The organism is Streptomyces sp. NTH33, assembly GCF_003236365.1.
Taxonomy (GTDB): Bacteria; Actinomycetota; Actinomycetes; order Streptomycetales; family Streptomycetaceae; genus Streptomyces.
In genome coordinates this window covers 1-26,183 of record NZ_POTZ01000049.1, presented here as the reverse complement: position 1 = coordinate 26,183, position 26,183 = coordinate 1, and the positions used below count along the sequence as shown (strand labels likewise).

20 protein-coding genes are annotated in these 26,183 nt (G+C 69.8%); 7 read left to right on the top strand and 13 right to left on the bottom strand.

Annotated elements, in window-relative coordinates:
* The 6 genes from C1I97_RS07650 to C1I97_RS07625 form a co-directional block, all read right to left on the bottom strand.
* A partial coding sequence (locus C1I97_RS07650) for an alpha-amylase family glycosyl hydrolase (protein ID WP_181446621.1) occupies positions 1–2,161 on the bottom strand: 2,161 nt, incomplete at its 3' end.
* Between the two features lie 191 nt (positions 2,162–2,352).
* Positions 2,353–3,729 (bottom strand): alpha-amylase, encoded by a 1,377-nt coding sequence (locus tag C1I97_RS07645; protein ID WP_111002468.1) that lies wholly within the window; start codon positions 3,727–3,729, stop codon positions 2,353–2,355.
* Positions 3,730–3,893: 164 nt separating this feature from the next.
* Complete coding sequence (locus C1I97_RS07640; protein WP_111002467.1) at positions 3,894–5,582, bottom strand: glycoside hydrolase family 13 protein; 1,689 nt, start codon at positions 5,580–5,582, stop codon at positions 3,894–3,896.
* 152 nt (positions 5,583–5,734) lie between these two features.
* Positions 5,735–6,649 (bottom strand): sugar ABC transporter permease, encoded by a 915-nt coding sequence (locus C1I97_RS07635; RefSeq protein WP_111002466.1) that lies wholly within the window; start codon positions 6,647–6,649, stop codon positions 5,735–5,737.
* A 16-nt stretch (positions 6,650–6,665) separates the two neighbouring features.
* Positions 6,666–7,670: a carbohydrate ABC transporter permease gene (locus C1I97_RS07630; protein ID WP_111002465.1), complete on the bottom strand. Its 1,005-nt coding sequence runs from the start codon at positions 7,668–7,670 to the stop codon at positions 6,666–6,668.
* An 85-nt stretch (positions 7,671–7,755) separates the two neighbouring features.
* Positions 7,756–9,027: an extracellular solute-binding protein gene (locus C1I97_RS07625; protein ID WP_111002464.1), complete on the bottom strand. Its 1,272-nt coding sequence runs from the start codon at positions 9,025–9,027 to the stop codon at positions 7,756–7,758.
* 436 nt (positions 9,028–9,463) lie between these two features.
* Here C1I97_RS07625 and C1I97_RS07620 point away from each other — a divergent pair, with 436 nt between their 5' ends.
* Both C1I97_RS07620 and C1I97_RS07615 read left to right on the top strand, forming a co-directional pair.
* Positions 9,464–10,498, top strand: a complete 1,035-nt coding sequence (locus C1I97_RS07620; protein ID WP_309147782.1) for a LacI family DNA-binding transcriptional regulator — start codon at positions 9,464–9,466, stop codon at positions 10,496–10,498.
* A 75-nt stretch (positions 10,499–10,573) separates the two neighbouring features.
* Positions 10,574–11,413: a phosphatase PAP2 family protein gene (locus C1I97_RS07615; protein WP_111002462.1), complete on the top strand. Its 840-nt coding sequence runs from the start codon at positions 10,574–10,576 to the stop codon at positions 11,411–11,413.
* 151 nt (positions 11,414–11,564) lie between these two features.
* On the opposite strand, the gene C1I97_RS07610 is transcribed toward C1I97_RS07615, so the two are convergent.
* Both C1I97_RS07610 and C1I97_RS07605 read right to left on the bottom strand, forming a co-directional pair.
* Complete coding sequence (locus tag C1I97_RS07610; RefSeq protein WP_111002461.1) at positions 11,565–12,653, bottom strand: nucleotidyltransferase family protein; 1,089 nt, start codon at positions 12,651–12,653, stop codon at positions 11,565–11,567.
* 111 nt (positions 12,654–12,764) lie between these two features.
* Positions 12,765–14,186, bottom strand: coding sequence for a peptidoglycan recognition protein family protein (locus tag C1I97_RS07605; protein WP_111002470.1), 1,422 nt, complete (start codon positions 14,184–14,186; stop codon positions 12,765–12,767).
* Between the two features lie 134 nt (positions 14,187–14,320).
* Between C1I97_RS07605 and C1I97_RS07600 the strand changes: the two genes are divergently transcribed.
* The 3 genes from C1I97_RS07600 (at position 14,321) to C1I97_RS07590 (ending at position 19,042) form a co-directional block, all read left to right on the top strand.
* Entirely contained in the window at positions 14,321–15,076 is a 756-nt protein-coding gene (locus C1I97_RS07600; protein WP_111002460.1) for a TIGR03089 family protein, read from the top strand.
* A 455-nt stretch (positions 15,077–15,531) separates the two neighbouring features.
* Positions 15,532–17,295 (top strand): LCP family protein, encoded by a 1,764-nt coding sequence (locus tag C1I97_RS07595; RefSeq protein ID WP_111002459.1) that lies wholly within the window; start codon positions 15,532–15,534, stop codon positions 17,293–17,295.
* A 103-nt stretch (positions 17,296–17,398) separates the two neighbouring features.
* Positions 17,399–19,042: an LCP family protein gene (locus C1I97_RS07590; RefSeq protein WP_258382462.1), complete on the top strand. Its 1,644-nt coding sequence runs from the start codon at positions 17,399–17,401 to the stop codon at positions 19,040–19,042.
* Between the two features lie 50 nt (positions 19,043–19,092).
* On the opposite strand, the gene C1I97_RS07585 is transcribed toward C1I97_RS07590, so the two are convergent.
* On the bottom strand, positions 19,093–20,121 hold the full coding sequence (locus tag C1I97_RS07585) for a glycosyltransferase family 2 protein (RefSeq protein WP_111002457.1): 1,029 nt from the start codon (positions 20,119–20,121) through the stop codon (positions 19,093–19,095).
* A gap of 127 nt (positions 20,122–20,248) precedes the next feature.
* On the opposite strand from C1I97_RS07585, the gene C1I97_RS07580 reads away from it, so the two are divergent.
* Complete coding sequence (locus tag C1I97_RS07580) at positions 20,249–21,739, top strand: LCP family protein (RefSeq protein WP_111002456.1); 1,491 nt, start codon at positions 20,249–20,251, stop codon at positions 21,737–21,739.
* 73 nt (positions 21,740–21,812) lie between these two features.
* On the opposite strand, the gene C1I97_RS07575 is transcribed toward C1I97_RS07580, so the two are convergent.
* On the bottom strand, positions 21,813–22,370 hold the full coding sequence (locus C1I97_RS07575) for an acyl-CoA thioesterase (RefSeq protein ID WP_181446620.1): 558 nt from the start codon (positions 22,368–22,370) through the stop codon (positions 21,813–21,815).
* A gap of 118 nt (positions 22,371–22,488) precedes the next feature.
* Between C1I97_RS07575 and C1I97_RS07570 the strand changes: the two genes are divergently transcribed.
* A complete protein-coding gene (locus tag C1I97_RS07570) occupies positions 22,489–23,802 on the top strand; it encodes an LCP family protein (RefSeq protein WP_111002455.1) in 1,314 nt (437 codons plus the stop codon).
* Between the two features lie 78 nt (positions 23,803–23,880).
* Here the strand turns inward: C1I97_RS07570 and C1I97_RS07565 are convergent, their stop codons facing one another.
* From C1I97_RS07565 to C1I97_RS07555, 3 genes are all read right to left on the bottom strand, one after another.
* Positions 23,881–24,243 (bottom strand): four-helix bundle copper-binding protein, encoded by a 363-nt coding sequence (locus C1I97_RS07565; RefSeq protein ID WP_111002454.1) that lies wholly within the window; start codon positions 24,241–24,243, stop codon positions 23,881–23,883.
* A gap of 426 nt (positions 24,244–24,669) precedes the next feature.
* A complete protein-coding gene (locus C1I97_RS07560; protein ID WP_146608178.1) occupies positions 24,670–25,860 on the bottom strand; it encodes a tyrosine-type recombinase/integrase in 1,191 nt (396 codons plus the stop codon).
* Between the two features lie 168 nt (positions 25,861–26,028).
* Positions 26,029–26,183: acyl-CoA dehydrogenase family protein (locus tag C1I97_RS07555; protein ID WP_258382463.1), on the bottom strand; the 155-nt coding region annotated here is incomplete at its 5' end.

The following is a 26,183-nucleotide window of genomic DNA, read 5'->3' as shown; positions in this document are numbered from 1 at the left end:
CTACAAGGTCACCCACACCCTCGACAGGACCGTCCCGGCCGGCACCGCCCTGCGCTACAAGGCGGTCGTCGTCGACTCGGCCGGCCGGGACGGTCCTGTCGAGGGTGTGGGTGACCTTGTAGGGGGCGTGGTCGGCGGTGCCGAGCACCCGCCACGGGCCGTTGCCGACCTGGGCGGCGAAGACGACCCGGTTGAGCTGCCCGCCGGTGACGTCGGCGCCGAGGCCGACGGTGCCGGTGGCTCCGGCGGCGGGGGCCGTCAGGGTGAGGGACGGCTTGGCGGCGGGCTTGTCGAGGGTGCCGGCGGCCTTGAGGACGACGGCGGACGCGGCCGGGACGGTGACGGTCACCTTGCGGTCGGCGCCGGAGGTCACGGTCGCCCCGGTGCCGTGGATGCCGCGGTACGTCGTCTTCGCCGAGCCGGTGGCGAAGGTCGCGGTCCTCGCGTCGTCGGCGTTGTTGAAGGCGACGACGTACTCGGCGCCGGTCCTGGCGTCCGTGCGGGTGAAGGCGTAGACGCCCGGCCCGTCGGCCGCGTACCGCTCGGTCTGGACGCCGTCCGTGAGGGCCGGGTTGTCCTTGCGGAGCTTGGCCAGGTCGGCGATCTGCCGGTACAGCGGCGCGGTGGTGTCGTAGGCGTCGCGGGCGTGGGTGCGGCCGGTGCCGATCTGCTCGTCGTCGAGGTAGTCGGCGACCCGGGAGGCGAACATGGTCTGGCGGGCGTCCTTGTCGCCGCCGGAGCCGGTGAAGCCCTGCTCGTCGCCGTAGTAGACGACGGGGTTGCCGCGGCTGAGGAACATCAGCTCGTTGGCGAGCCTGTCCTTGCGCAGGATCTCGGCGTCGGTGGCCTTGGGGTTGTCCTGCCTGAGGAAGGACCCGATGCGGCCCATGTCGTGGTTGCCGAGGAAGGTGACCTGCCCGTAGGCGTTGGCCTTGTCGGTCGTGTACTTGTAGTCGTCGCCGAAGACGCCCGCGAGCTTCTTCGCGCTGCCGCCCTGGGAGGCGTAGGCGCGGGCCGCGTCCTGGAAGGGGAAGTCCAGTGTGGCGTCCAGGCGGCCCTGGGTGACGTAAGGGGCGTTCACGGAGGTGTCGGCGGAGTAGACCTCGCCGAACATGAAGAAGTCCTTACGGCCCTGCCGGGCGGCGTACTCGTCCAGCGCCGTGGCCCACTGGGTCCAGAACTCCATGTTGACGTGCTTGACGGTGTCGACGCGGAAGCCGTCGACGCCGAAGTCCTTCACCCAGCGCTGGTAGATCTTCTCCATCCCGCTGACGACCTCGGGGCGCTCGGTCCACAGGTCGTCGAGGCCGGAGAAGTCGCCGTAGGTGGAGTTCTCGCCGGCGTAGGTGGAGTCGCCGCGGTTGTGGTACATCGCCGGGTCGTTGAGCCACGACGGGACCTTGAGGTTCTTCTTGGCGGCGGGGACGGCCGGGGTGTAGGGGAAGGAGTCCTTGCCGACGGCGGGGAACTTCTTCGTGCCGTTCGCGTGATCGGCGTCGTCGAAGGGACGGCCGTCCTTGGTCAGGTAGGGGAAGGCGCCCTTGGACAGGTACGCGTGGGAGCCGCCCTCGTAGTCGATGACGTCGGCGGTGTGGTTGGTGATGACGTCGAAGAAGACCTTCATGCCCTTGGCGTGCGCCTTGGAGATGAGGGTCTTGAGGTCCTTGTTGGTGCCGAAGTGCGGGTCGACCTGGGTGAAGTCGGTGATCCAGTAGCCGTGGTAGCCGGCCGAGGCGTCCTTGCCGGTGCCCTGCACGGGCTGGTTCTTGAAGATCGGCGCGAGCCAGATGGCGGTGGTGCCCAGGCCCTTGACGTAGTCGAGCCGGTCGGTCAGGCCCTTGAGGTCGCCGCCCTGGTAGAAGCCCTTGTCGGTGGGGTCGTGGCCGGTGGCGAGCCGGGAGCCGGTCAGTCCGCCCCGGTCGTTGGAGGTGTCTCCGTTGGCGAAACGGTCCGGCAGGACGAAGTAGAACTGCTCGCGGGTGGCGTCGTGCCGGGCCGGCTCGGCGGCGAGCTTCGCGTCCGAGGGCGGCGCGGGCGGTGTGGCCGCCCGCGCCGTGAGCGGTGGGACGAGCGCTGCGGCGAGCGCGGCCGCGGTGACGGCGGCGACGCGTCTGCCTGAGGGGGTGCGGCGCCGCGAGGGCGCCGGCCATCTCGGTATCACGGGATGAACTCCTTGGCGGTACGGCTCACTTGACTGCGACCCCTCGCCCCGGCAGCGGCTCCGCTGCCGGGCGTGGGCGCGACCGTATCGCCTGCGCAAGGTTTACAGCAAGACTTTTGAAACCTCTAGCAAGAGTTTTCACATCCGTGCACTCGGCCGACCGGCGCACCGTGCGGCAGGCGTGCCGCGGTTCAGCAGCTCGACTTGCCCGCGTAGAGCGCCAACGCGGTGTTGGAGCCCAGGGTGGCGGTGAACTGGCCGGAGCCGTTGACCGTCACCGGCGTGTTGTTCTGGACGTTGCAGTACGTGCCCGCGGGGAGGGAGGTCTGGTAGGTGCGGGTCAGGCTGCCCGACTCGTGGTTGACGGCCACGAAGCCCTTGTCGCCCCGGCCGAAGGCGATGGCGTTGTTGCCGTTGTCCCACCAGTTGGTGACCGCCTGGCCGCGGGTGGCGTTGCGGAAGGCGACCATGGACTTGATCTCCGGCCAGGCGTGCTGGCACTTCCAGCCGTCCTGCCAGCAGGCGTTGACCTTGCCGCCGTTGGGCGGACCGGCATCGATGTTGGACCACTCGTAGGCGGAGTTGACGTCGGGGGCGCCGTACGGCCAGGCCAGCATGAAGACGTGGGCCAGCGTGTAGTGGGCGCCGTTCTTGTAGGTGAGGGTGGAGCCGTTGCGCTCGGTGTCGTGGTTGTCGACGAAGACGCCGGCCACCGAGTTGTTGAGGTAGCCCCAGCCCTCGCCGTAGTTCTTCAGGTACGCGAGCTTCTCGTTATTGAAGACCCGCTTGAGGTCGTAGGCGTAGCGGAACTCCTGGACGTCGCCGTTGCCCGTGTACTCGGTCGGCTGGACCGCCTCACCGGCGCCGTGGATGACCTCCTGCTTCCAGTACGCGTTCCTGTTCGTCAGGCGCGACTTGATGTTGGCGAGGTCGCCCGCGTCGATGTGCTTGGCCGCGTCGATGCGGAAGCCGTCGACGCCGAGGGAGAGCAGGTCGTTCATGTAGCCGGCGATGATCCTGCGGACGTACTCCTCGCCGGTGTCGAGGTCGGCGAGGCCCACCAGTTCGCAGTGCTGGACGTTCCAGCGGTCCCGGTAGTTGTTGATCTCGGACATGCAGTCGTCGAAGTCGTACACCGAGTACAGGCCGGGGTAGTTGTACTTGGTGTACGACGAGCCGCCGGTGCCGGTGCCGCTGCCCGCCGACATGTGGTTGATCACCGTGTCGACGACGACCTTCACGCCCGCCGCATGGCAGGTGTTGACCATGTTCTGGAACGCGGCGCGGTCACCGAGCCGGCCGGCGATCCTGTAGCTGACCGGCTGGTACGACGTCCACCACTGCGGGCCCTGGATGTGCTCGGCGGGCGGGGAGACCTGGACGTAGCCGTAACCGGCGGGGCCCAGGGTGGTGGTGCACTCCTTGGCGACCGAGGCGAAGTTCCACTCGAAGAGGACCGCGGTGACGTCCTTGGTGCCGGGCGGGGAGGCGGCGGCGGGGGACGCGAGGGCGACCGAGGCCGCCGCGGCGAGGGCCGCGGCGCATGAAAGGGATCTGCGGATGGCCATGTGGGGGTTCCTTCTTCGTTGAAGGCTCTTGCTGAAAAGTTCAGCAAGTGGTTGACCGCAGAATAAAGGCCCGCTGCCTCAACGGACAGCGGGCCGTGTGGAGTTGGTGTGAAAGTGTGGCCTCGGGCCCTGTGCCTCAGGGCCTGTGTCTCAGGGCCCGTGGCTCAGTCGGCGGCCCACCACACCGTCGTGTCGCCCGGCACCTTCACCTCGCCGTCCGCCTCCGTCACCTCGCCGCTCGTGAGCAGCACACGGCCGTACGCCGGGGTGGTGACCGACTCGCCGGTCGTGTTCGCCACGCAGACGAACTCGCCGCGCCGGAAGGCGAGGACGCCCTCGGGAGCGCGCAGCCACTCCACGCCGTCGCCCGCACCCAGGTCGGGGTGGGCGCGGCGGGCGGCGAGGGCGGCGCGGTAGAGCTCCAGGGTGGAGCCGGGCACGCCCTGCTGGGCCTCGACGCTCAGCTCGCCCCAGTGGGCCGGCTGCGGGAGCCAGCTGCCGCCGTCGCCGAAGCCGTGGGAGGAGCCCTCGCGGGTCCACGGGATCGGCACCCGGCAGCCGTCGCGGAAGCCGTCCTGGCCCTCGCCGCGGAAGTACGCCGGGTCCTGGCGCACCTCGTCCGGCAGGTCCACGACGTCCGGCAGGCCGAGCTCCTCGCCCTGGTAGACGTACGCCGAACCGGGCAGCGCCAGCATCAGCAGCGTGGCCGCGCGGGCCCGGCGCAGGCCCAGCCCGCGGTCGCCGGCGGCGCGGATCTGGGTGCCGAGGCCGGGCGGGTTGGCGAAGCGGGTGGCGTGCCGGGTGACGTCGTGGTTGGACAGCACCCAGGTGGCCGGGGCGCCGACCGGGCGCATGGCCTCCAGGGTGCGGTCGATGACCTCGCGCAGTTCACCGGCGTCCCAGTCGGTGCCGAGGTACTGGAAGTTGAACGCCTGGTGCAGCTCGTCGGGGCGCACGTAGTTCGCGGTGCGCTCGACGGTCGGCGTCCACGCCTCCGCGACGAAGATGCGCTCCCCCGAGTACTCGTCCAGGATCTTCCGCCACTGCCGGTAGATCGCGTGCACGCCGTCCTGGTCGAAGAACGGCATGACATCGTTGCCCAGCAGCTTCAGCTGGTCGTGGGTGCCGAGGTCGGGCAGACCGTCGGCCTTGACCAGGCCGTGGGCCACGTCGATGCGGAAGCCGTCGACGCCCATGTCGAGCCAGAACCGCAGGATGGAGCGGAACTCGTCGCCGACGGCCGGATGGTCCCAGTTGAAGTCGGGCTGCTCGGGCGCGAACAGGTGCAGGTACCACTCACCGGGGGTTCCGTCCGGCTCGGTGACCCGGGTCCAGGCGGGGCCGCCGAAGATGGACTCCCAGTCGTTGGGCGGCAGTGCGCCGTCCTTCCCCTTGCCGGGGCGGAAGTGGTAGCGGTCGCGCAGGGGCGAACCGGGGCCCTCGGCGACCGCGCGCCGGAACCACTCGTGCTGGTCGGAGGAGTGGTTGGGCACGATGTCGACGATGATCCGCAGGCCCAGCCCGTGGGCGCCGCGGATCAGCGCGTCGGCGTCCAGGAGGTTGCCGAACATGGGGTCGACGGCCCGGTAGTCGGCGACGTCGTAGCCGGCGTCGGCCTGCGGGGAGGCGTAGAAGGGGCTGAGCCACACGGCGTCCACGCCGAGGTCGCGCAGGTAGGGCAGGCGGGAGCGGATGCCCTCCAGGTCGCCCATGCCGTCGCCGTCGCTGTCGGCGAAGCTGCGCGGGTACACCTGGTAGATCACCGCGTCCCGCCACCAGTCGCGGCGCGGGGCGACGGTGGCGACGGCCGCTTCGGAGAGGGGGGAACGGACCGGGAAGTGCTGCTGGCTCATGGCGTCCTTGGTGCGTACGGAGTAGGGGGTCGTGGGTGCGGGCGGCGGCGTCCGGGTGACGAGGCGGCCGCGGTGCCGGCGGGGTCGGAGAGACACCGCGGCCGCCACCCGCGCGGACAGGCGCGCGGGAGCCGGTTGCCGGCCGGTGGGGGTCAGCCCTTGGTACCTCCCGCGGTGAGGCCGGTGACCAGGTTTTTCTGGACAAGGTAGAAGAAAGCGGCCACCGGAACGGCGATCAACACCGCGGTTGCGGCCATATAGTTCCACTGGGCGTCGTGCTCGCTGACGAAACTCTGCAGACCGACGGCGAAGGTGTACTTGTTGTCGTCCAGCATGAACGTGGAGGCGAAGGCGACCTCGCCGAAGGCCGTGATGAAGCTGTAGAACCCGGCGACCGCGAGGCCCGGCCTGGCCAGCGGCAGGATGAGCCGCAGGAAGGTGCCGAACGGGCTGAGGCCGTCGACGCGCCCGGCCTCGTCGATCTCGACGGGGATGGTGTCGAAGTAGCCCTTCATCAGCCAGGCGCAGTACGGCACGGCCGTCGAGCAGTTGACGAGGATGAGCGCGCCGTAGGTGTCGATCAGGCCGAGCTCGGAGAAGATCTCGTACATCGGCACGACGAGGACGGCGATCGGGAACGCCTGGGTGAGCAGCAGCACCCACATCAGCGACTTGTACCCGGGAAAGCGCATGCGGGAGACCGCGTAGCCGGTGGTGGCGGCGAAGACGACGGCGACCAGGGTGGTGCCCAGGGCGACGGTCATCGTGGACCCGAACCACTTGAAGAAGTTCGTGTGCTGGAGCACGAACGAGTAGTTCGAGAACGTCATCTTCTCCGCGATGGCGCCCGGATGCAGGTAGTCGGTCTTGTCCGGGCCGAGCGAGAGGTAGATCAGCCAGACGACCGGGGCCGCGGCGATCAGGCTCGCCAGCGCGAGCAGGCCGTGGGTGACGGTGCGGGCCAGCGGGCTGCTCTCGTCGCGCCGTCGCACGCGCCGCCGGGGAGCGCCGGCCACGGTCGCGGACGCGGCCGGCGATGCCGCGCTGTCGAGGGTCGTGGTGCTCATCGTGGGGGCTCCTGCGTCAGATGGCGAGCTGGTCATTGCGCTTCAGCCAGCGGAAGTAGAAGGAGGTGAAGACGGTCAGGATCGACAGCAGCAGGACGCCGTAGGCGGCGGACTGGGCGTAGTCGCGCGGCTGCTGACCGAAGCCGAGGTGGTAGGCCCAGGTGACGAGGATCTGGGCGTCCGGGGCGGAGGTCTTGCCGAACAGCAGGAAGATGATGACGAACTGGTTGAACGTCCAGATGACGCCGAGCAGCACCACGGTGGAGCTGACCGACCTCAGGCCCGGCAGGGTGACGTGCTTGAAGCGCTGCCAGGCGTTCGCCCCGTCCATCTCGGCGGCCTCGTACAGCGAGGCGTCGATGGACTGCAGGCCGCCGAGGAGCGAGACCATCATGAACGGCACGCCGCACCAGGTGTTGACCATGACGGCGGCGAACCGCTGCCAGAAGACGTCCTCCAGCCACTGCGGCTGGGGCAGGTGCAGGGCGCCGAGCATCTGGTTGAGCACGCCGGAGTCGGCGAGCATGATCCGCCAGGAGAAGACGGTGACGAAGGTGGGCACGGCCCAGGGCAGGATGAGCAGCAGGCGGTAGAAGGTGCGGCCGCGAATCCTCCGGTTCAGCAGCAGGGCGAGGCCGAGGCCGATGGTGTAGTGCAGGAGGACGCACAGCGCGGTCCACACCACCGTCCACAGGAAGTGGGACCAGAACCGGTCGTAGGCGGTCGGCCCGAACAGGATGTCCTTGTAGTTGTCGAGCCCGATGAACTTGTAGGTGGCCTCGATGTGGTTGACGCCGATCGTGCGGGCCGAGTTCAGGCTGTCGGCGTCGGTCAGCGTCAGGTAGAAGCCCCGCACCAGCGGGTAGCCCACCAGGACGCCGAGCACGACGACGACCGGGATGATCATCGCGTAGGCGTACCAGTACTTCTGGTAGCCGTGCTTGAGGCGCTGCAACGGACCGGGGCCGCGGCCGCGCCCGCCGCCGGGCTTGGCGGCCGCGCTCTCGAGGGCGACTGTCATGGTTCGACACCTTCTGGAAGTTCAGGGGCAGGGCACACAGGCCGGTGGCCGCCGGGCCCTGCTGGGGCCCGGCGGCCACGGCGGCTCACTTGCTGAAGTCAGGGACCAGCTTGGTGATCGCGAGTTCGGCGTTGCTCAGGCCCTTGTCCAGGGTCACCTTGCCTGCGGCGATCTTGACCAGCTCGGTGTCGAGCGGACCCCACAGGGAGCTGTACTCGGGCAGCGCCGGGCGCGGCTGGGCGGCGGGGAGGACGCCCTGGTAGCCGGCGATGCCGGGGTCGGTCTTGACCTGGTCGGTGTAGGCGTCGTCGCGGGTGGGCAGCGTGGAGTTCTTCAGGGCGATGGTCTCCTGGGACTTCGCCGAGGTCATGAACTTCACGAACTTCAGGGCCGCCTCCTGGCGCGCCTTGTCGGAGCCGGCGTAGACCGAGAGGTTGTGGCCGCCGGTCGGGGCGCCCGCCTTGCCGGAGGAGCCGCCCGGGACGGTGGCGATGCCCAGGTTGGACTTGTCCTTGAAGGCGGAGCCCTTGTAGAAGTTCGTGATCTCCCAGGGGCCCTGGATGATCGCGGCGACCTTGCCGTTGACGAACGCGTCCTGGATGTGGGCGTAGGCGTCGGCGGTGGTGTCGGCCTTGTGCAGGCCCTTGCCGTCGAACAGGCCCAGCCAGGTGCCGTACGCCTTCTTCGCGGCGGGCGAGTTCATGGTGATCTTCTTGGCGCCGGCGTCGACGGTGTCGGTGCCCTCGCCGTACAGGAAGCTCTGGGCGTAGTAGGACTGGGTGGAGCCCCAGTAGCCGTCGACGCCGGTCTTGCTCTTGATCTTGGCGGCGGCCGACTTCAGCTCGTCCCAGGTCTTGGGGGCCTCGGTGACGCCGGCCTTCTCGAACAGGGCCTTGTTGTAGACCAGGGCCAGGGTGTCGGTGACGATCGGAACGCCGTAGGTCTTGCCCTCGTACTGGGCCTGCTGGATCAGGCTGGGCTGGAACTTGTCCTGGTCGGCGAGGGCCTCGGTGCCGTCCAGCGGCAGCAGGAAGCTCTTCTTGGCGAAGGCCGGGGTCCAGCCGACCTCGGAGCGCAGCACGTCCGGGGCGCCCTTGGAGCCGGCGGCCGTGTCGAACTTGTTCTGCGCCTGGTCGAAGGGCACGTTGACGTACTTGACCTTGATGCCCTTGTTGGCCGCCTCGAACTGCTTGACCAGGTCCTGGTAGACCGGCGCCTCGTTGGTGGCGTTGGAGGTGTCCCACCAGGTGATGGTCACCGGACCGTCCGACTTGTCGCTGCCGCTGTCGCTCCCGCACGCCGTCGCCGCGAGAGCGAGGGACGCCACCACCGCGGTGGCCGCTATGCCACGCCGCATGAAGTTCTCCTTGAGGTGAAAGCCCGTGAGCGGGAAGCGGTCCCGTCCGCCGCTCCCGCCGAGGTGCCGACTGCGCCGTTGCCGCCGCCGGGCGACGGTGAAATTAACAGCGTTGCAAGCTCCGCGAAAGACCTTGCAGAAAAAAAATGCAAGAGATCACGAAGGTTACGCCTTCGTGACCTGGTGATCCCCGCCCCACGGTCGTGATTTCACGCGGGTGGGCGGGGCCTCGGACGCTTGTGCAAGACTCTGCAAGCCCTTGCCATACGGTGGTGAGGGAGGAATCATCCCGTTGCAGACCGGACGCCGAGACCCGGACGTCGACCGAACACGAGGGAACGCGATGACGCAGCAGCCCGCAGCGGGCCGTCCAACGGCGCGCACCAGGCGGCCGACCGGTGGGCAGGGCGGGAGGCGACCGGTACAGTCCACTCATGTGACCACACGGCTTGCCGACATCGCTGCCCAGGCGGGGGTGAGCGAAGCGACCGTCAGCCGCGTCCTCAACGGGAAGCCGGGCGTCGCCGCCGCCACCCGCCAGTCCGTGCTGGCCGCCCTCGACGTCCTCGGCTACGAGCGCCCGGTACGGCTGCGGCAGCGCAGCGAGGGTCTGGTGGGCCTGATCACCCCCGAGCTGGAGAACCCGATCTTCCCGGCGCTGGCCCAGGTCATCGGCCAGGCACTGACCCGGCAGGGCTACACCCCGGTGCTCGCCACCCAGACCCCCGGCGGCTCCACGGAGGACGAGCTGACCGAGATGCTGGTGGACCGCGGGGTCGCGGGCATCATCTACGTCTCCGGTCTGCACGCGGACACCACGGCGGACATGGAGCGCTACGAGCGCCTGCGCGCCCAGGGCGTGCCCTTCGTCCTGGTGGACGGCTTCTCCCCGAAGGTCCAGGCGCCCTTCATCTCCCCCGACGACCGCGCGGCGATGACCCTGGCCGTCACCCACCTGGTCTCCCTGGGCCACACCCGCATCGGCCTGGCCCTGGGCCCCAAGCGCTTCGTCCCGGTCCAGCGCAAGATCGAGGGCTTCGTCCGCGCGGTGCAGGACCAGCTGAACCTGCCCCCGGACGTCATCGAGTCCGACCTGGTCCAGCACTCCCTCTACACCCTGGAGGGCGGCCAGGCCGCCGCGACGGCGCTCATCGACCGGAACTGCACCGCGATCGTCTGCGCCAGCGACATGATGGCGCTCGGCGCGATCCGCGCGGCCCGGCAGCGCGGCCTGGAGGTCCCCCGGGACGTCTCGGTCGTGGGCTTCGACGACTCCCCCCTGATCGCCTTCACCGACCCGCCCCTGACCACGATCCGCAAGCCGGTGCCGGCGATGGGCCAGGCGGCGGTACGCACCCTGCTGGAGGAGATCGGCGGGACGCCCGCGCCGCACAGCGAGTTCGTGTTCATGCCGGAACTGGTGGTGCGCGGTTCGACCGCTTCGGCCCCCGGGGACAGGAACCGCCCGTAAGGCGAAGAACGTGTGAGCGGAACCCGACCGAGGGGTGATCGTCCCGGGAAGGTTCGTCTGGCACACTCTGTGCCCATGGGTGACACGACCGTGACGCGACCGGAGGGCCGGGAAGAGGCCGTTTCGCCCCCCGTCACGGAGGACAGACGCCCCACGGCCGTACGACGGCTGCGCACCCCCCGCCGGCCCCGGCTGTGGTTCGAGATCCTGCTGATCGCGGTGAGTTACTGGACGTACTCGCTGATCCGCAACGCGGTCCCCGAACAGAAGACCCAGGCCCTGCGCAACACCGACTGGATCTGGAGCGCCGAGCACCGACTGGGCATCGCCGTCGAACAGTCGATCAACCATGCCGTGAACTCCGTGACTTGGCTGATCATCGGCATGAACTACTACTACGCGACCCTGCACTTCGTGGTCACCATCGGCGTCCTGGTGTGGCTCTACCGCAGCCACCCCGGCCGCTACGCGGCGGCCCGCTTCACCCTCTTCATCACCACGGGCGTGGCCCTGCTCGGCTACTACCTGTACCCCCTGGCACCCCCGCGCCTGATGACCGGCGACCGCTTCATCGACACCGTCCAGGTCCACAACACCTGGGGCTCGATGGCCTCCGGCGACCTCAAGCACATGTCCAACCAGTACGCCGCGATGCCGTCCATGCACATCGGCTGGTCCCTGTGGTGCGGCCTGGTCCTCTTCGCCCTGGCCACGATCCCCTGGGTCCGCGTCCTCGGCCTGCTCTACCCCGCGGCCACCCTGGTCGTCATCGTCGCCACCGCCAACCACTTCTGGCTCGACGCGGTCGGCGGCCTCCTGTGCCTCTCCTTCGGCTTCACCGTGGCCCGCGCCTGGTACGGGGCGCTGCCGCACGCGCTGCCGCGAGCGGTGGCTTTGCAGCCGGCGGAGGCGTAGCTTTCGTACACCGCGTTCCAAGGCGCACCGAGTTGCTGCTGAGGTCACGTGGGTCCGCTCCCCCGCGCTTGCGGGGTGCTTCCCCCGAGCTCTTCGAGCAGGGGGTACCCCCAGCCCACCCGTGCCGCCCCGGCGGCACGACTGCCCGCAGCTACGACGGCTGGTCCGAGGAGAATCTCACCGCGCCCGCCGGGATGTGGGCGTTGCACCAGACTCTCGCGCCCCCTCTCAGTTCGTTGTCGGCGCCCACCACCGCGCCGTCACCGATGACGGTGCCGGTGAGGACGGAGCGGGTGCCGATGCGGGCGTGGGTGCCGATGAGGAAGTCGGTGATGACGGCGCCGGGCTCGATGACGGCGCCGGGCAGGATCGTACTGCCGAAGACCCGCGCGCCCTCGGCGACGAACGCGCCCTCGCCGACCACCGTGCCGCCGGTCAGCTTGGCGTCGGGAGCGACGACGGCCGTGGGCAGGACCAGGCGGTCGCCGCAGCGGCCGGGGACCGCCGGGGAGGGGGCGCGGCCGAGGACCAGGTCGGCGGAGCCGCGTACGAAGGCGGCCGGGGTGCCGAGGTCCAGCCAGTAGGTGGAGTCGACCATGCCCTGCAGGTGGGCGCCCGCCGCCAGCAGGCCGGGGAAGGTCTCGCGCTCCACCGACACCGGGCGGCCCTGCGGGATCGTGTCGATGACCGAGCGGCGGAAGGCGTACGCTCCCGCGTTGATCTGGTCGGTGACGATCTCCTCGGGGGTCTGCGGCTTCTCCAGGAAGGCCAGGACGTGGCCCGTGTCGTCCGTCGGGACCAGGCCGTAGGCACGGGGGTCCGTCACCTTCGTCAGGTGCAGGGAGACGTCCGCGCCCGTCTCCTCGTGCGTGCGCACCAGCGCCCCGATGTCCAGCCCGGTGAGGATGTCGCCGTTGAAGACCAGGACCGGTTCGTCGGGGCCGGAGCGCAGGCACGAGGCGACGTTGCGGAGGGCGCCGCCCGTGCCCAGGGGCTCCTCCTCCGTGACGTACTCGAGGTGGAGCCCGAGTGAGGAGCCGTCGCCGAAGTACGGCTCGAAGACCTCGGCCAGGTAGGAGGTGGCGAGCACGATGTGCTCGACGCCCGCCGCCTTCGCCCGTGCCAGCTGGTGCGTGAGGAACGGCACGCCCGCCGCCCGCACCATGGGCTTGGGAGTGTGCACCGTGAGCGGGCGCAGCCGGGTGCCCTTGCCGCCGACCAGAAGGATCGCTTCCGTCACCTGTCGTCTCTGCTTCCTGCCGGGACCGGCCGATCAGCCCTCGGCCGGCCAGTGTGTGCGGACGCGCTCGTGCAGCCTCGTGGAGCCCTGTCCGATCCTCCGGCTCCTCCCTCAGCGGCCCTGGTAGCGCGCCGCCGACGAGCGGGCCGTACCGAGCTTGCCGTAGAGCTGCCGGCCGGGGCAGTCGGTCGAGAAGCCGTCCCGGTGGCCGGAGATCACGTTCAGGCGTACCCTCTTTCCTTTTTGGTAGAGGTTGCCACCGCCGGACGTCAGATATGTTTTTCCGCTCGGATTCATCCCGTACAGACCGAGCTTCCACGCCGTCAGCCGCGCCACGGCCGTGACGGCGGCCGACGACGGCTTGGACGTGCCGTAGGAGCCGATGACGGCGATCCCCACGCTGTCGGTGTTGAACCCCAGGGTGTGGGCGCCCAGCACCGCCTTCGCCACACCGCCGGCGCGGCCCTCGTAGAGGGTGCCGCACTTGTCGATGAGGAAGTTGTAGCCGATGTCACGCCAACCCATGCTCTTGACGTGGTAGCGGTAGATGCTGCGGATGACCGAAGGGGCCTGCGCGCAGGTGTAGTTGTTGCCCGAGGAGGTGTGGTGGACGAACGCCGCCTCGACCTTCTTGGAGTAGACGAACCCCCGGCCGCGCAGCGACTCGTCCGCACCCCAGCCGCGGCGCGTGACGATGCGCGGGCGCGGTCCGATGTACGGCTCGGCCCGCCGCTGTTCCGCCAGTTCGCCGTCGTGCAGGCCGGGTTCGTCGCCGCGCAGGCCGGGTTCGTCGCCGCGCAGGCCGAGCAGCTCGCGCTCGGTGTCCACGCGGTCGAGCGCGGGGATCTCGGTGGCGCCGAGCGGGGCGAGCCGGGCGTTGGCCGCGGAGGCCGCGGTGGCCTCCGCGCTCAGCTCGCCGGTGTGTGAGGCGTCGGCCTGGGAGCCCTGCGGCGGGGGCTCGTCGCCCGGGTCGACGAGTTCGACGCGCAGGCCGGAGGGCAGCGTGACCGACGGGTCGGCAGCGGCACCCCCGTCGCGGTCCCCGGTGTCCACGCGCACGCGTACGTCGACGCCGTCGGACTCCCCCACCCACAGCGGTGCGGTGGCGCCGTGCACGAGCCCGGAGGCGCGCTCGGTCGTGCCGGGGTCGGCGCCGTGGTCGGCGTTGTGGGTGTCGACGTCCTGCCAGTCGGACCAGGTGCCGGTGGCGGTGGAGCGCGTACGGATGCGGACGCTGCCGTGCAGCTCGGTGTCCGGGTCGTCCCAGATGACGCCGACCAGTGAGAAGTGGTGGACGTCCGTGCGGCGCAGGCCCTGTCCGAGGGCGGCGCCGCGGGCGCGGTCGCGGGTGAGCGGGAGGAGGGGCAGGGACTGGGTGCTGCCGGGGACGGCCGACGGCCCGGTGGCCGACGTCGGTCCCGCCGTGGCCGCGGCGGCGGGAAGACCCGGCGCGAGGACGAGGGCGGCCGTGCAGGTGAAACCGATCGAAGACGCCAGAAATCCGTATCGACGCATGCCCCTGATCTTGGACATGATCATACGATTCTGTCCATTGGGGAATTGACGGGCCATCGGTCACCGTTGGGCCGAACCGGTGGTGCGCCGCTCCTCCCGCACATGGCCCCGCCGCACGGTGCGCGGGCGCGGCGCCGCGTACGCTTGCGCGGGTGAACGCCACCGAACGCACCCCTGCCGACCTGCTGAGTTCCGCGCTCGCCGCGGACCCCGGACGCCCGCTGGTGACCTTCTACGACGACGCCACGGGTGAACGCGTCGAACTGTCCGTGGCCACCTTCGCCAATTGGGTGGCCAAGACCGCGAACCTCCTCCAGGGGGACCTCGCCGCCGGACCCGGCGACCGGGTCGCGCTGCTGCTGCCGGCGCACTGGCAGACGGCGGTGTGGCTGCTGGCGTGTGCGTCGGTGGGCGCGGTCGCGGACGTCGGCGGGGACCCGGGGGCCGCGGACGTCGTGGTCAGCGGCCCGGACGCGCTTCAGGCGGCACGGGCCTGTTCCGGGGAGCGGGTGGCACTGGCGCTGCGGCCGCTGGGCGGGCGGTTCCCGCAGCCGCCGGAGGGCTTCGCGGACTACGCCGTCGAGGTGCCGGGGCAGGGCGACGCGTTCGCGCCCTTCGCACCGGTCGACCCGGAGGATCCGGCCCTGATCGTGGCCGGGGCCGAGTACTCGGCGGCGGAGGTCGTGGAACGCGCCCGCGCCGACGCCCCCGCCCTGGGCCTGACGGGCCCCGGCTCCCGACTGCTGTCCGCGCTGTCGTACGACACCTGGGAGGGCCTCAGCGCGGGCCTGTACGCCCCCCTCGCCGCCGGCGCCTCCGTCGTCCTGTGCCGCAACCTCGGCCACCTCTCCGAGGACGCACTCGCCAAGCGCATCGAATCGGAACGGGTCACGGCGACGGCAAGGTGACACGGCGGGAGCGCCGCGGGAATCGGGAACAAACGGCGCCGATTCACCTTCCGGCGATTCGAATTCCCACGGACGACGAGGGTTCTCCTGTGCAGCCGAGCGACTACGTTCAGTAGGTATTCGACGGCGCGCACGACGAAGGCAGCCGGGTCGGGAACCTCGGGGTGCATGCCCTCATCCGCCCGGCGTTCCGCCACAGCACATCACGACGAAGGCCTTCCGCGAGTAAAGTCACGGCCAGAGGCGAACTTTTGTCCAAGGAAATGGGCGGATTGCCCACTTGTAGGGAAGTGGAATGTGTCACGGGCGTCGCTCGACGCCGAACCTGCCGGATAATGTGAGCGATCCGGTGCTGCTGGCCACGAGAGCTTCCTGGGGTCGAGCACTGAGAAACAGACCTGAGCGCCTTGGGGGAGCGAGGCGCCGCGTGGCCCCGACGGAGGATTCGGACAACCGTGGACGCGCAAGGCCGTGGGCGGGCGGACAACATCGACCCCGCAGACCAATGGGTACTCAACCCGGACACCGGTGAATACGAACTGCGACTGACCCCTTCCGCTCCGCAGTCGCCGATTCCGGGACCCCGTCGGCCTGCCTCGCCCGGCACGGGCGACGACGGTGCGGTGGGAGGCCGCGGAGCGACACCCGGGCGGCAGCAGACGCGTGCGGCCGACGCCCCCGCCCGTACGGTCCCCGGCCCGCGCCGCCGCCGCGGCGCCCCGCCCGAGGAGCCGCCGCCCGGACGGCGGGGACGCCGGCCGGAGAAGAAGAAGCCGAAGGCCAAGAAGGCCCTGCTGTGGACCGGCGGCACCATGGCGTTCGTCCTGGTCGGCGTCGGCACGGCCGGCTATCTGGTCCTCAAGCACCTCGAAGGCAACGTCACCACCACCGATGTGGGCGGCGCGGCCAAGGCCGGCTTCAGCAAGGACGAGGCCTTCAACATACTGATCATCGGCACCGACAAGCGCACCGGCAAGGGCAACGAGGGCTACGGCGACAAGGGCAGCCCGGGCCACGCCGACACCAACGTCCTGCTGCACGTCTCCAAGGACCGTACGAACGCCACCGCGCTGAGCATCCCGCGCGACCTGGTCGTGGACATCCCGGACTGCCCGACCAAGCAGCCCGACGGCACCACGAAGGTCGTCCCGGGAACGGTCAACGCCCGCTTCAACGTGAGCCTCGGCCAGGACGGCCGCGACCCGGGCTGCGCGATGCGCACGGTCAAAGAGGTCACCGGCATCGCACCCGACCACTTCATGATGGCCGACTTCAACGCGGTCAAGACACTGACGACAGCGGTCGGCGGGGTCGACGTGTGCCTCAAACACGCGGTGAAGGACACGAAATCGCACCTGGACCTGCCCGCTGGAGAGTCCACGATCGAGGGCGAGGACGCCCTCGCCTTCGTCCGCACCCGGCACGCCTGGGGCAACCAGGGCGACCTGGACCGCATCAAGGTGCAGCAGCAGTTCCTCAGCTCGCTGATGCGCAAGATGGCCTCCGGCGACACGCTCACCGACCCGGCCAAGCTGTACAGCCTGGCCAACGCCGCCACCAAGGCGCTGACCGTCGACACCGGCATCGGCAAGGTCAGCACGCTCAAGGACGTGGCGCTGGAGCTGAAGAAGGTTCCGACGAAGAACATCACCTTCCTGACCGTGCCGGTGCTCGACAACCCGGCGGACGGAGCGGTGAAGAAGACGGTCATCGTCGACCCGAGCAGTGCCCCCCCGGTCTTCGACGCCATCGCGAACGACGTCTCCTTCACCGAGGTGAAGAAAAAGAAGAAGGCCAAGAAGAACGCCGAGGTCGCCCGCCTCAAGGGCACCCAGTCCGAGGCCTCCGAGGTGCGGGTCCGGATCCTCAACGGCGGGGCCGAAGCCGGTTCCGCGCAGGAGACCCTTTCCTGGCTGCAGACCTCCCAGGGCGTGTCCAAGTCCGAGAACGCGGGCAACGCGCCTGAGAAACTCGGCAAGACCACCCTCGTGTACGACGCCGACCAGGCGCCGCAGGCACGTAAACTCGCCGCGATCATGGGACTGCCCGGCTCAGCACTGAAGCTGGGCGAGAGCGTGACCAACTCCCAGGGTCTGCCGACGATGACGCTGACCCTGGGCAAGGACTTCAAGGGTGCGGGTGTGTCGCTCATCCCTCCGGAGAAGGCACCGGAGGTCAAGGGGCAGTCCACGGCGGACAAGGTCGAGTGCGCCAGCTGAAAGCGAGTTGAGCGCACCACGCCACCTTATGGGCCTGTCATGCGTCTAACACGGCGCATGACAGGCCTGTTCCATGGCACACCAGGGTGGGGAGGACGGGGAGTTGACGCAGAGCAGTCTGCGCGGGGAGGAGCCTGCGGTCGAGGACGCGACGGCTCTCGCCGCGCGGAAGGGCGGCCCGGCGGGTGGCCACGGCCCGGGCGGCGGAGGGAAAGGCAGCGGCAAAGGGCGCGACGTCGCCGGCAGACGCCCCAGAAGGCGCGTACTGCGCTGGTCGGCCACGGTGCTCTCGCTGGTCATACTCACCACGGCCGGCGCCGGATACCTCTACTACCAGCACCTGAACGGCAACATACGCAAGGGCCAGCGCAGCAGCGGCGACTCCAAGGCGGAGAGGGCGAAGCCGAACTCGGCCGGCCAGACCCCCCTGAACATCCTGCTGATCGGCTCCGACAGCCGTAACTCCGACGCGAACGTCGCCCTGGGCGGCAGCAGGGACAACCGCGGCAACCCGCCGCTGGGCGACGTGCAGATGCTCATCCACCTGTCGGCCGACCGTGAGAGCGCCGCCGTGGTCAGCATCCCCCGTGACACCCGGGTCGACATCCCCAAGTGCACCGACCCCGACACCGGCAAGGTCTACCCGCCGGCCAACACCATCATCAACGAGTCGCTGGCCCGCGGCGGCCCCGGCTGCACGCTCGCCACCTGGGAGAACCTCACCGGTGTCTACATCGACCACTGGATGACGGTCGACTTCACGGGCGTGGTGCACATGGCGGACGCCATCGGCGGCGTCGAGGTCTGCGTGAGGCAGAACGTGTGGGACCGCCCGCTGGCGGCCCAGCGCGGCGGCTCCGGTCTGAAGCTGACGGCCGGCAAGCACAAGGTCGAGGGCGAGCAGGCCCTGCAGTGGCTGCGCACCCGGCACGCCTGGGGCAGCGACCCGCTGCGGGCCAGGGCCCAGCACATGTACATGAACTCGATGATCCGCACGCTGCGGAGCCAGAACGTCTTCACCGACACCGGCCGGCTGATGGGCCTGGCGGAGGCCGCCACGAAGTCGCTGGAGGTCTCCGAGGAGATCGGCACCGTCAAGAAGCTGTACGACCTGGGCATGCAGCTCAAGACGGTCCCCACCGACCGCATCACCATGACGACCATGCCCAACGTCACCGACTGGAAGGACAGCAACCACCTGGTCCCGGACGACGCCGGCGCCCCGAAGATGTGGAAGATGCTCCGCGAGGACGTGCCCTTCGACGGCAACGGCCCCACGTCGGAGGCGAAGAAGCCGGGCGAGGACGAGGCCACCGCGGCTCCCTCGGTCGCGGCCGACCGGCTGGGCGTGGTGGTGCAGAACGCCACCCGTACCTCCACCCAGGCGCCGGTCCGCGGCCGGGCCCGTACGATCAGCCAGGAGCTGCGGCAGAAGGGCTTCACCAGGGCGGCGGCCGACACCTCGGCGGCGCTGTCCGAGGCGGAGACCCTCGTGCGCTACCCGAGCGCCGACATGGAGGGCGACGCGCAGAGCGTCGCCAAGGCCCTCGGCATCCCGATGAGTTCGGTGCGGAGGTCGACCGACGTCTCCGGCGTCACCGTCGTCGTCGGCGCCGACTGGCGTACCGGGACCACCTACCCGAAGGAGTCCACGCCGAAGGCCGGTGACCTGCCCGGCAACTCCGACGCCATCAACGGCTCGGACGAGAGCCAGTGCATGGACGTGTACGCGCCCTACCGCTGGTAGACGCACGCAGGCCCCTCTCCCGGGGAGAGGGGCCCACCGAGTCGAACCGCTCAGTCGGCGGTGACGACCGCCGGCTTCCGCGAGGCGATGACCTTCCTCGCCAGCGACTTCGGGCTGGTCAGGAAGCCCCAGCCCCACGACATGTGCATGGTGGCGAGGGCGACCGGGATGCGCAGGCGGGCCTTCAGCGGCAGGCCCTTGCCCGCGGGCACCGATCCGGCGGCGATCGCCGCCAGATAGCCTCCGGGGACCACGAAACCCCAGGGGGTCAGGGCCGCGCCCACCACGAGCCCGGCCGCGATGGCGCACACCGCGGTCGGCGGGGCGAGGTAGCGCAGGTTGATGGAGCCCTCGTGGTAGCGGGCGACGACGTGTCGCCAACGACCGTAGTCCTTGTACTGCTTGGCCAGGGCCTTCACGGTCGGGCGGGGCCGGTAGGAGACGCGCAGCTCCGGCGAGAACCAGATCAGGCCGCCCGCCTCGCGGATGCGGAAGTTCAGCTCCCAGTCCTGGGCGCGGATGAACTCCTCGTTGTAGCCGCCCTGTTGCTCCAGCGCCTCGCGCCGGAACACCCCCAGGTACACGGTTTCCGCGGGACCGGCCTGGCCGCCGGTGTGGAAGACCGCGTTGCCCACTCCGATCTTCGAGGTCATCGCGGCGGCCACCGCGTGCTCCCAGTCGTTCTCGCCCTCGGCGTGCATGATGCCGCCGACGTTCTGCGCGCCGGTCTCCTCCAGGAGCCGTACGGCCGTGGCGATGTAGTTCGGCGAGAGCATCCCGTGGCCGTCGACGCGGACCACGACCGGATGGCGGGAGGCCTTGATCGCGGCGTTGAGCGCGGCAGGGGTGCGGCCGGTGGGGTTGGGGACCGTGTGCACGCGCGGGTCTTCGCGTACGAGCTCGGCGGCGATCTCGTCCGTGCGGTCCGTGGACGGACCGAGGGCGATCACGACCTCCATCTCGCCGTCGTACTCCTGCGCGAGGATCGCTTCCACGGCTCCGCGCAGGTGCCGCTCCTCGTTGAGGACGGGCATGATCACAGAAACGGCGGGGAGCCGCACGTCGGGCTTGGCGTTCATCGGTGCTCACGTTACCGCGAACGGGGGACACCGGTGCGCGCCGTGGGTGCCGCTGCGCCGATCAGCCGATCGTATGCCCCTACGGTGCACACGGTGCCCACCCACGCCATCAGCGGAGGTGTCCCCCATGTCCAGCACGCAGTACCGACCGCGCCCGCGGTCGCAGCGCGCCCCGCGGCAGGTCCCCGGTCCGGCGAGGCCGGCCCGCGTGCCGTACGCGCCCGTACCGCGCCGCAGACCACGCTGGGCCATGCGGGCGGCGACCACGTTGTCGGTGGTGGTGCTCGCCTCCGCCGGGATCGGGCACGCGGTGGTCTCCAGCCTGGACGCGGACATCGCCCGGGTCGACCCCTTCAAGGACATGAAGAACCGCCCGCCGGCCGGCCACGGCATGAACGTGCTGCTGGTCGGCACCGACGGCCGGGACAGGATCAGCGAGCAGGAACGGCGCCAGTACCGGCTGGGCGGCCGGCCCTGCAACTGCACCGACACGATGATGATCGTGCACCTGTCGCAGGACCGGGAGCGGGCCAGCGTGGTGAGCCTGCCCCGCGACTCCTACGCCGAGCTGCCCGAGCACGTCGACCAGAACACCGGACGACGGCACGGGCCGCACCCGGTCAAGCTCAACGCGGCGTACGCGGAGGGCGGGCCCAACCTGACCGTGCGCACGGTCGAGAACATGACCAACCTGAAGATCGACCACTACCTGGAGGTGGACTTCACCACCTTCATGCGGACCGTGGACGTGATCGGCGGGGTGCAGATCTGCGTCGCCGAACCGATGAGGGACAGCTACACCGGCCTGGACCTGGCCGCCGGGACGCACACGCTCTCCGGCGGCCAGGCCCTGCAGTACGTCCGCTCCCGGCACGTCGACGGGGCGAGCGACCTGGGCCGGATGAAGCGCCAGCAGCGCTTCCTGGCCGCTCTGATCGAACGGGCGACCTCCTCCCGGGTGCTGCTGAACCCCCTCAGGTTCCGGGACGTGGCCGTGGCCGTGCTGGGCTCGGTACGGGCGGACAAGGGCTTCCACACCGACGAGCTGCTGGACCTCGGGCGAGCGATGCGGAACTTCTCCCCCTCCTCCTCGGAGTTCACCACCGTCCCGATCGCGCAGATGGCCTATCCGGTCAAGGGCATCGGCTCCACCGTGAAGTGGGACCGGGCCAGGGCCGACCAGCTCTTCCAGGCCCTGCGCGAGGACCGGCCGCTGGCCGCGCACAAGCCCCGCCGGCCGAACCTCCCCGTGTCCGTCGAGGTCGCCCCGCAGCTGATCCGCGTCCAGGTGGAGAACGGCACCGACACGGCCGGACTCGGCCGGCGGGTGGACACGGAGCTGGCGGCGGCCGGTTTCCTCACGACCAGGGCACCCCTGGACGCCAAGGAGCGCGGCGTCCGGCGGACCGTGGTGCTCTACGACCCCCGCTGGGACCGCTCGGCGAAGTCGCTCGCCGCCGCCCTGCCGGGCAGCGAGCTGCGGGCGGTGCCGGGGCAGGGCGCCACACTCCGGGTGATCGCGGGCAGCGACCACCGCCAGGTGCGCAAGGTCCTCGCGGAGAACCCGGCCCAGGCGGCCACCGCGGTGGTGAAGGGCGACGAGGTGACGTGCGGCTGACAGCGGCGCCTCGCCCCGGCGCTCAGTGCTCGTGGGCCCTCAGTCCTCATGGGCCCTCAGTCCTCGTGGGCTCTCAGTCCTCGTAGCCTTCCGCTGCCCGCTTCTCCCGCAGTTCCTTGATGGCGCGGCGGCGGGCCAGGCGGTGGGTACGGCGGATCTGGGCCTCCTGGTAGCGGCGCTTGTCCCGCTCGCGCTCCGGCAGGACCGGCGGTACCGGGCGCGGCTTGCCGTCGGCGTCCACGGCGGTGAAGACCAGGTAGGCCGAGGCGACCTGGGTGGTCGGGGTGGACTCGTTCCAGCGCTCGGCCAGGACCCGCACGCCGACCTCCATGGAGGTCCGGCCGGTCCAGTTGACCTGGGCCTTCACATGGACGAGGTCGCCGACCCGGACCGGTTCGAGGAACACCATCTCGTCCATGGACGCGGTGACCGCGGGCCCGCCGCTGTGCCGGCCGGCCACCGCACCCGCCGCGTCGTCGACCAGCTTCATGATCACTCCGCCGTGCACCGTCCCCAGCAGGTTGGTGTCGTTGTGGGTCATGATGTGGCTCAGGGTGGTCCGGGACGCCGAGGTCGGTTTGCCCGGTATATCCGGATTTTCGGATTCCGTAGTGGGGGCCTGGTCTGTCATGGCCTCCACCTTATGCCGAGGCGGGATCCGGGAAATTTGTGTCAGCTTGGCAACAGCGCCGACCTTATTCTTCAACGCCCCTGTCAGGCACACAGACCTGCCCTGCACACTGGGGCGCATGAATGATTGGCCCGAGGGGTGGTCCGGCGACAACCGCGGCCCCAGGTACGGACGCGGCAGTGCCGGCGCACGGCCGGAGGGTGCGCGTGTGATGCGTCAGGTGCGGCGCGGCGGCCCGGCACCCGCCGGGCACGGCGGATACGGAGGTCCGGGCGGCCCTTCGGCGCCGCCGTACGGAGTCCCGCAGCAGCCGTCGTACGTCGACGGCCGGGGCTACGACGCCCCCGGCGGCGACCACGGATACGACAACGGATACAACACCGGCCACGTCTACGGCGGGCGGACCGGCGGCCCCGGCGGGCCGGGCGGCGGATACGCGCACGGGTCCCGCCCCGCGCCCAACTGGGGCCGCCGCATCAAACTGACCGCGATAACCCTGGTCACCGTGCTCCTGGTGACCACCGTCGCGACGTACTTCTGGGCCGATTCCAAACTCAACCGCGCCGTCGACCTGTCCAAGGTCATCGACCGGCCGGAGACCGGCAAGGGCACCAACTACCTGATCGTCGGCTCCGACAGCCGGGAGGGCATGTCGGCCGAGGAGAAGAAGAAACTGCACACCGGGTCCGCCGCGGGCAAGCGCACCGACTCGATGATGATCCTGCACGTCGGCTCCAACGGGGACACGCTGATCTCCCTGCCGCGCGACTCCAACGTCACGATCCCGCAGTTCCGCGGCTCGGAGTCCGGCAAGCTCAGGGGCCCGCTCGGCCAGAACAAGCTGAACGCGGCCTATGCCTTCGACGGCCCGGAGCTGCTGGTCCGCACCGTCGAGTACAACACCGGGCTGCACATCGACCACTACGTGGAGATCGGCTTCGCCGGCTTCGCGAACATCGTCGACGCGGTCGGCGGCGTGGAACTCACCCTCGACAAGGGCTTCAAGGACAAGTACTCGGGTGCCGACTTCCAGGCGGGCAAGCAGAAGCTGGACGGCCAGCAGGCACTGGCCTTCGTCCGCACCCGGCACGCCTTCGCCGCCTCCGACCTGGAGCGCACCAAGAACCAGCAGAAGTTCCTGGCCGCCCTGGCCCACCAGGTGGCCACCCCCTCGACGGTCATGAACCCGTTCAAGCTGTACCCCACCATGGGCGCCGGCCTGGACTCCCTGATCGTCGACAAGGACATGAGCCTGTGGAACCTGGCCTCCATGTTCTGGGCGCTGAAGAACGTCAGCGGCGGCGACGGCACTTCCATGAACATGCCGATCTCCGGCTCCTCGGGCGGCAACCTCGTCTGGGACAAGGCGAAGGTCAAGACACTGGTGGACGAGCTGAAGAACGACCAGAAGGTCACCGTCACCGGCAACTGACCGGCCCCCGCCACGGAGAGCCCCGCGGTGCCCGTACTCCGGCGCCCGCGGGGCTCCGGCCGTACCGCCGGGCTCAGATCACATCCTGGCGCCCGCCATCGTGCGGCACATCTCCGCGCAGCGGCGACACGCCTCCGCACAGCGCATCATCATCTTGTCGTCGGGCATGGACATACACGCCTCCGCGCACATGTCGCAGGCCTTGGCGCACATCGCGCACATCTCCGCCGCCAGCGGCGAGCGGCGCATGATCATGTCCGCGCACATGCGGGTCATCTCCGAACAGTCCATGAGCGCACGCATGATCTGCATCTGCGGCTGGCCGCCCATGTGCATGCAGGAGCTCATGGCCTCCTCGCAGGCGGTGTAGCACGACATGCACGCCTGGACGCAGTCCTGCATCTCCTTGCTCATGGGGGTCATGGTTCCGGGCTGGGGCATGGCTCCTCCTGGGGGGACGAAGGGACCTCGAGACGGTCCCCGTTCCCTTCCGTCGTACGCCTGCTCCCGGCCCGGCGCCATCCGGACGGACAAGGGCTCCGCTACACCCGTCCGGCGTACTGCTCCGGTTCCCCGGCTTCCCTGCTCACGGCCTACGACCCACGGTCCACGACCTACGGCTTCCGGCCGACAGCGCCGAAGTGGGGGACGTCGCGCCTGCCGCGAGAGGACAGCGGAGTCTCCGATCTCTGATCGTGCGTCCTGTCCGGGCAGACAGATGACCAGCGCGTCAGAGCCACCACTTGCAACAGCCCCTGCGCGGCTCGCTCCCAGGGCACCGTCGATCGCGAGCCGCGCACGGTCGGGCACATCCGGCAGCAGGTCGGAGTAGGAGCGGTCAGTAAAGCTGACCGACATGTGCCCCGGTCAAGCCGAGACCTCGGAGACCGGCACACCCCGGCTCAACAGGGAGGCCGCATGGAAATGCCGCAGACTGTGCGGCTTGAAGTAGGCGACGCCGGCCGCGGCGAGTGCGGGGCGCCAGGTTCTGCCGTACCAGTAGTACGGGTAGAGCAGGCCGGTGCCCGTCGCATTGCTGAAGAGCAGTTCCTCGGCACCCCAGGTGACGTGGTCTCTGAGATGGCGGCGCAGCGCCAGAGCCACCACATCGGGGAGTGGCACCCGGCGTCCCTGTTCTCCGTCCTCGCGCCATTTGACGTGGCGCAGACGCATGCTGCCGTATCGTCCCGACCCTGTGTCCCCGTCGCAGGCCACCTGCCGGTCGATCGTGATCAGTTGGTCGGTGAAGGAAATGCGGTCCCGGCCGAGCCCCAAGGCCTCGCCGAGACGCAGCCCGCAGCCCGCAGCCCGCAGCCCGCAGCCGGCCATCAGCCACAGCATCCCTCGATATCGCTCCGGGGCTGCCGCGATGACGGCGAGAACCGTTTCCATACCCGGAACATGGACCTCCGCCCGCTGATCCCGATACGTCCGTGAGCGGCTGACCGGGAGTTCCACCGCCCGGCACGGGTTGCTGTCGGTCACTTCGAGGTCGATCGCCCAACTGAACACGGACATCAGGATGTTGAACCGAAAGCGGATCGTGGACGGCTGGTATCCGCGGACGTGAGTCATCCAGTCCACCCAGCTTTCGATCCGTGCTGAGGTGACACCCTCGATTGTCTCGTTGCCGAAGAAGGGCTCGATCGTCCTGCGCAGCATCGTCGTGACAGGGCTCCGGTAACCCAGGCCCACCAGGCGTACGTACTCTCGGGCCATCAAGGCGTACTCGCGCTCCGTCTCGACCCGGTGCAGCACCGTCATGGCGGTGGCGCCGTCGACGGACCGTCCAAGGCGTGCCCGCAGTTCCTTTGCCGTCCTGCGGATCTCCGCCAGGGAGATCGACCGCATGAGCTCCACAGTGATGCCGTCCGTCCCCACTGTGGCGTGCAGGTCGTCGGGCGGCTCGATGCGGAGGCTCGTCGGACCGTCCCACGGGGCCTCGAGCAGGCTCAGGACGGCCAGTTTCCAGCCGAGCAATTCGGCTTCGTAGACGAGTTGTTCGCCGTCCAGGCGCCAGCCCTCGGGCCAGTCCGCGAATGAAGATGCTCCGGTCACAAGTCGAACGTAGCGCGGCGTACGACGGCCGCCGCATGCCGGAAAGTCCCCAGTCACGTCAGAACGGTAAGACGCGGTACACGGAATGTTCCAAGTCGCGTGTACCAGCTAACCGAAAAGAGTGAAGGGTGCCCAGGCGCTGGGCACCCTTCACTGGCCGGCCTGCCGTTACGGCAGGTTGCGGGCCATGACGATCCGCTGGATCTGGTTGGTGCCCTCGTAGATCTGGGTGATCTTGGCGTCGCGCATCATGCGTTCCACCGGGTAGTCGCGGGTGTAGCCGTAGCCGCCGAGGAGCTGGACGGCGTCCGTGGTGACCTCCA

Bases quoted from the DNA above. Each gene is read 5' to 3' on its own strand.
- C1I97_RS07645 (WP_111002468.1), bottom strand. From the start codon at position 3,729: ATGGCCATCCGCAGATCCCTTTCATGCGCCGCGGCCCTCGCCGCGGCG.
- C1I97_RS07640 (WP_111002467.1), bottom strand. From the start codon at position 5,582: ATGAGCCAGCAGCACTTCCCGGTCCGTTCCCCCCTCTCCGAAGCGGCC.
- C1I97_RS07635 (WP_111002466.1), bottom strand. From the start codon at position 6,649: ATGAGCACCACGACCCTCGACAGCGCGGCATCGCCGGCCGCGTCCGCG.
- C1I97_RS07630 (WP_111002465.1), bottom strand. From the start codon at position 7,670: ATGACAGTCGCCCTCGAGAGCGCGGCCGCCAAGCCCGGCGGCGGGCGC.
- C1I97_RS07625 (WP_111002464.1), bottom strand. From the start codon at position 9,027: ATGCGGCGTGGCATAGCGGCCACCGCGGTGGTGGCGTCCCTCGCTCTC.
- C1I97_RS07615 (WP_111002462.1), top strand. From the start codon at position 10,574: ATGGGTGACACGACCGTGACGCGACCGGAGGGCCGGGAAGAGGCCGTT.
- C1I97_RS07605 (WP_111002470.1), bottom strand. From the start codon at position 14,186: ATGTCCAAGATCAGGGGCATGCGTCGATACGGATTTCTGGCGTCTTCG.
- C1I97_RS07585 (WP_111002457.1), bottom strand. From the start codon at position 20,121: ATGAACGCCAAGCCCGACGTGCGGCTCCCCGCCGTTTCTGTGATCATG.
- C1I97_RS07580 (WP_111002456.1), top strand. From the start codon at position 20,249: ATGTCCAGCACGCAGTACCGACCGCGCCCGCGGTCGCAGCGCGCCCCG.
- C1I97_RS07575 (WP_181446620.1), bottom strand. From the start codon at position 22,370: ATGACAGACCAGGCCCCCACTACGGAATCCGAAAATCCGGATATACCG.
- C1I97_RS07570 (WP_111002455.1), top strand. From the start codon at position 22,489: ATGAATGATTGGCCCGAGGGGTGGTCCGGCGACAACCGCGGCCCCAGG.
- C1I97_RS07565 (WP_111002454.1), bottom strand. From the start codon at position 24,243: ATGCCCCAGCCCGGAACCATGACCCCCATGAGCAAGGAGATGCAGGAC.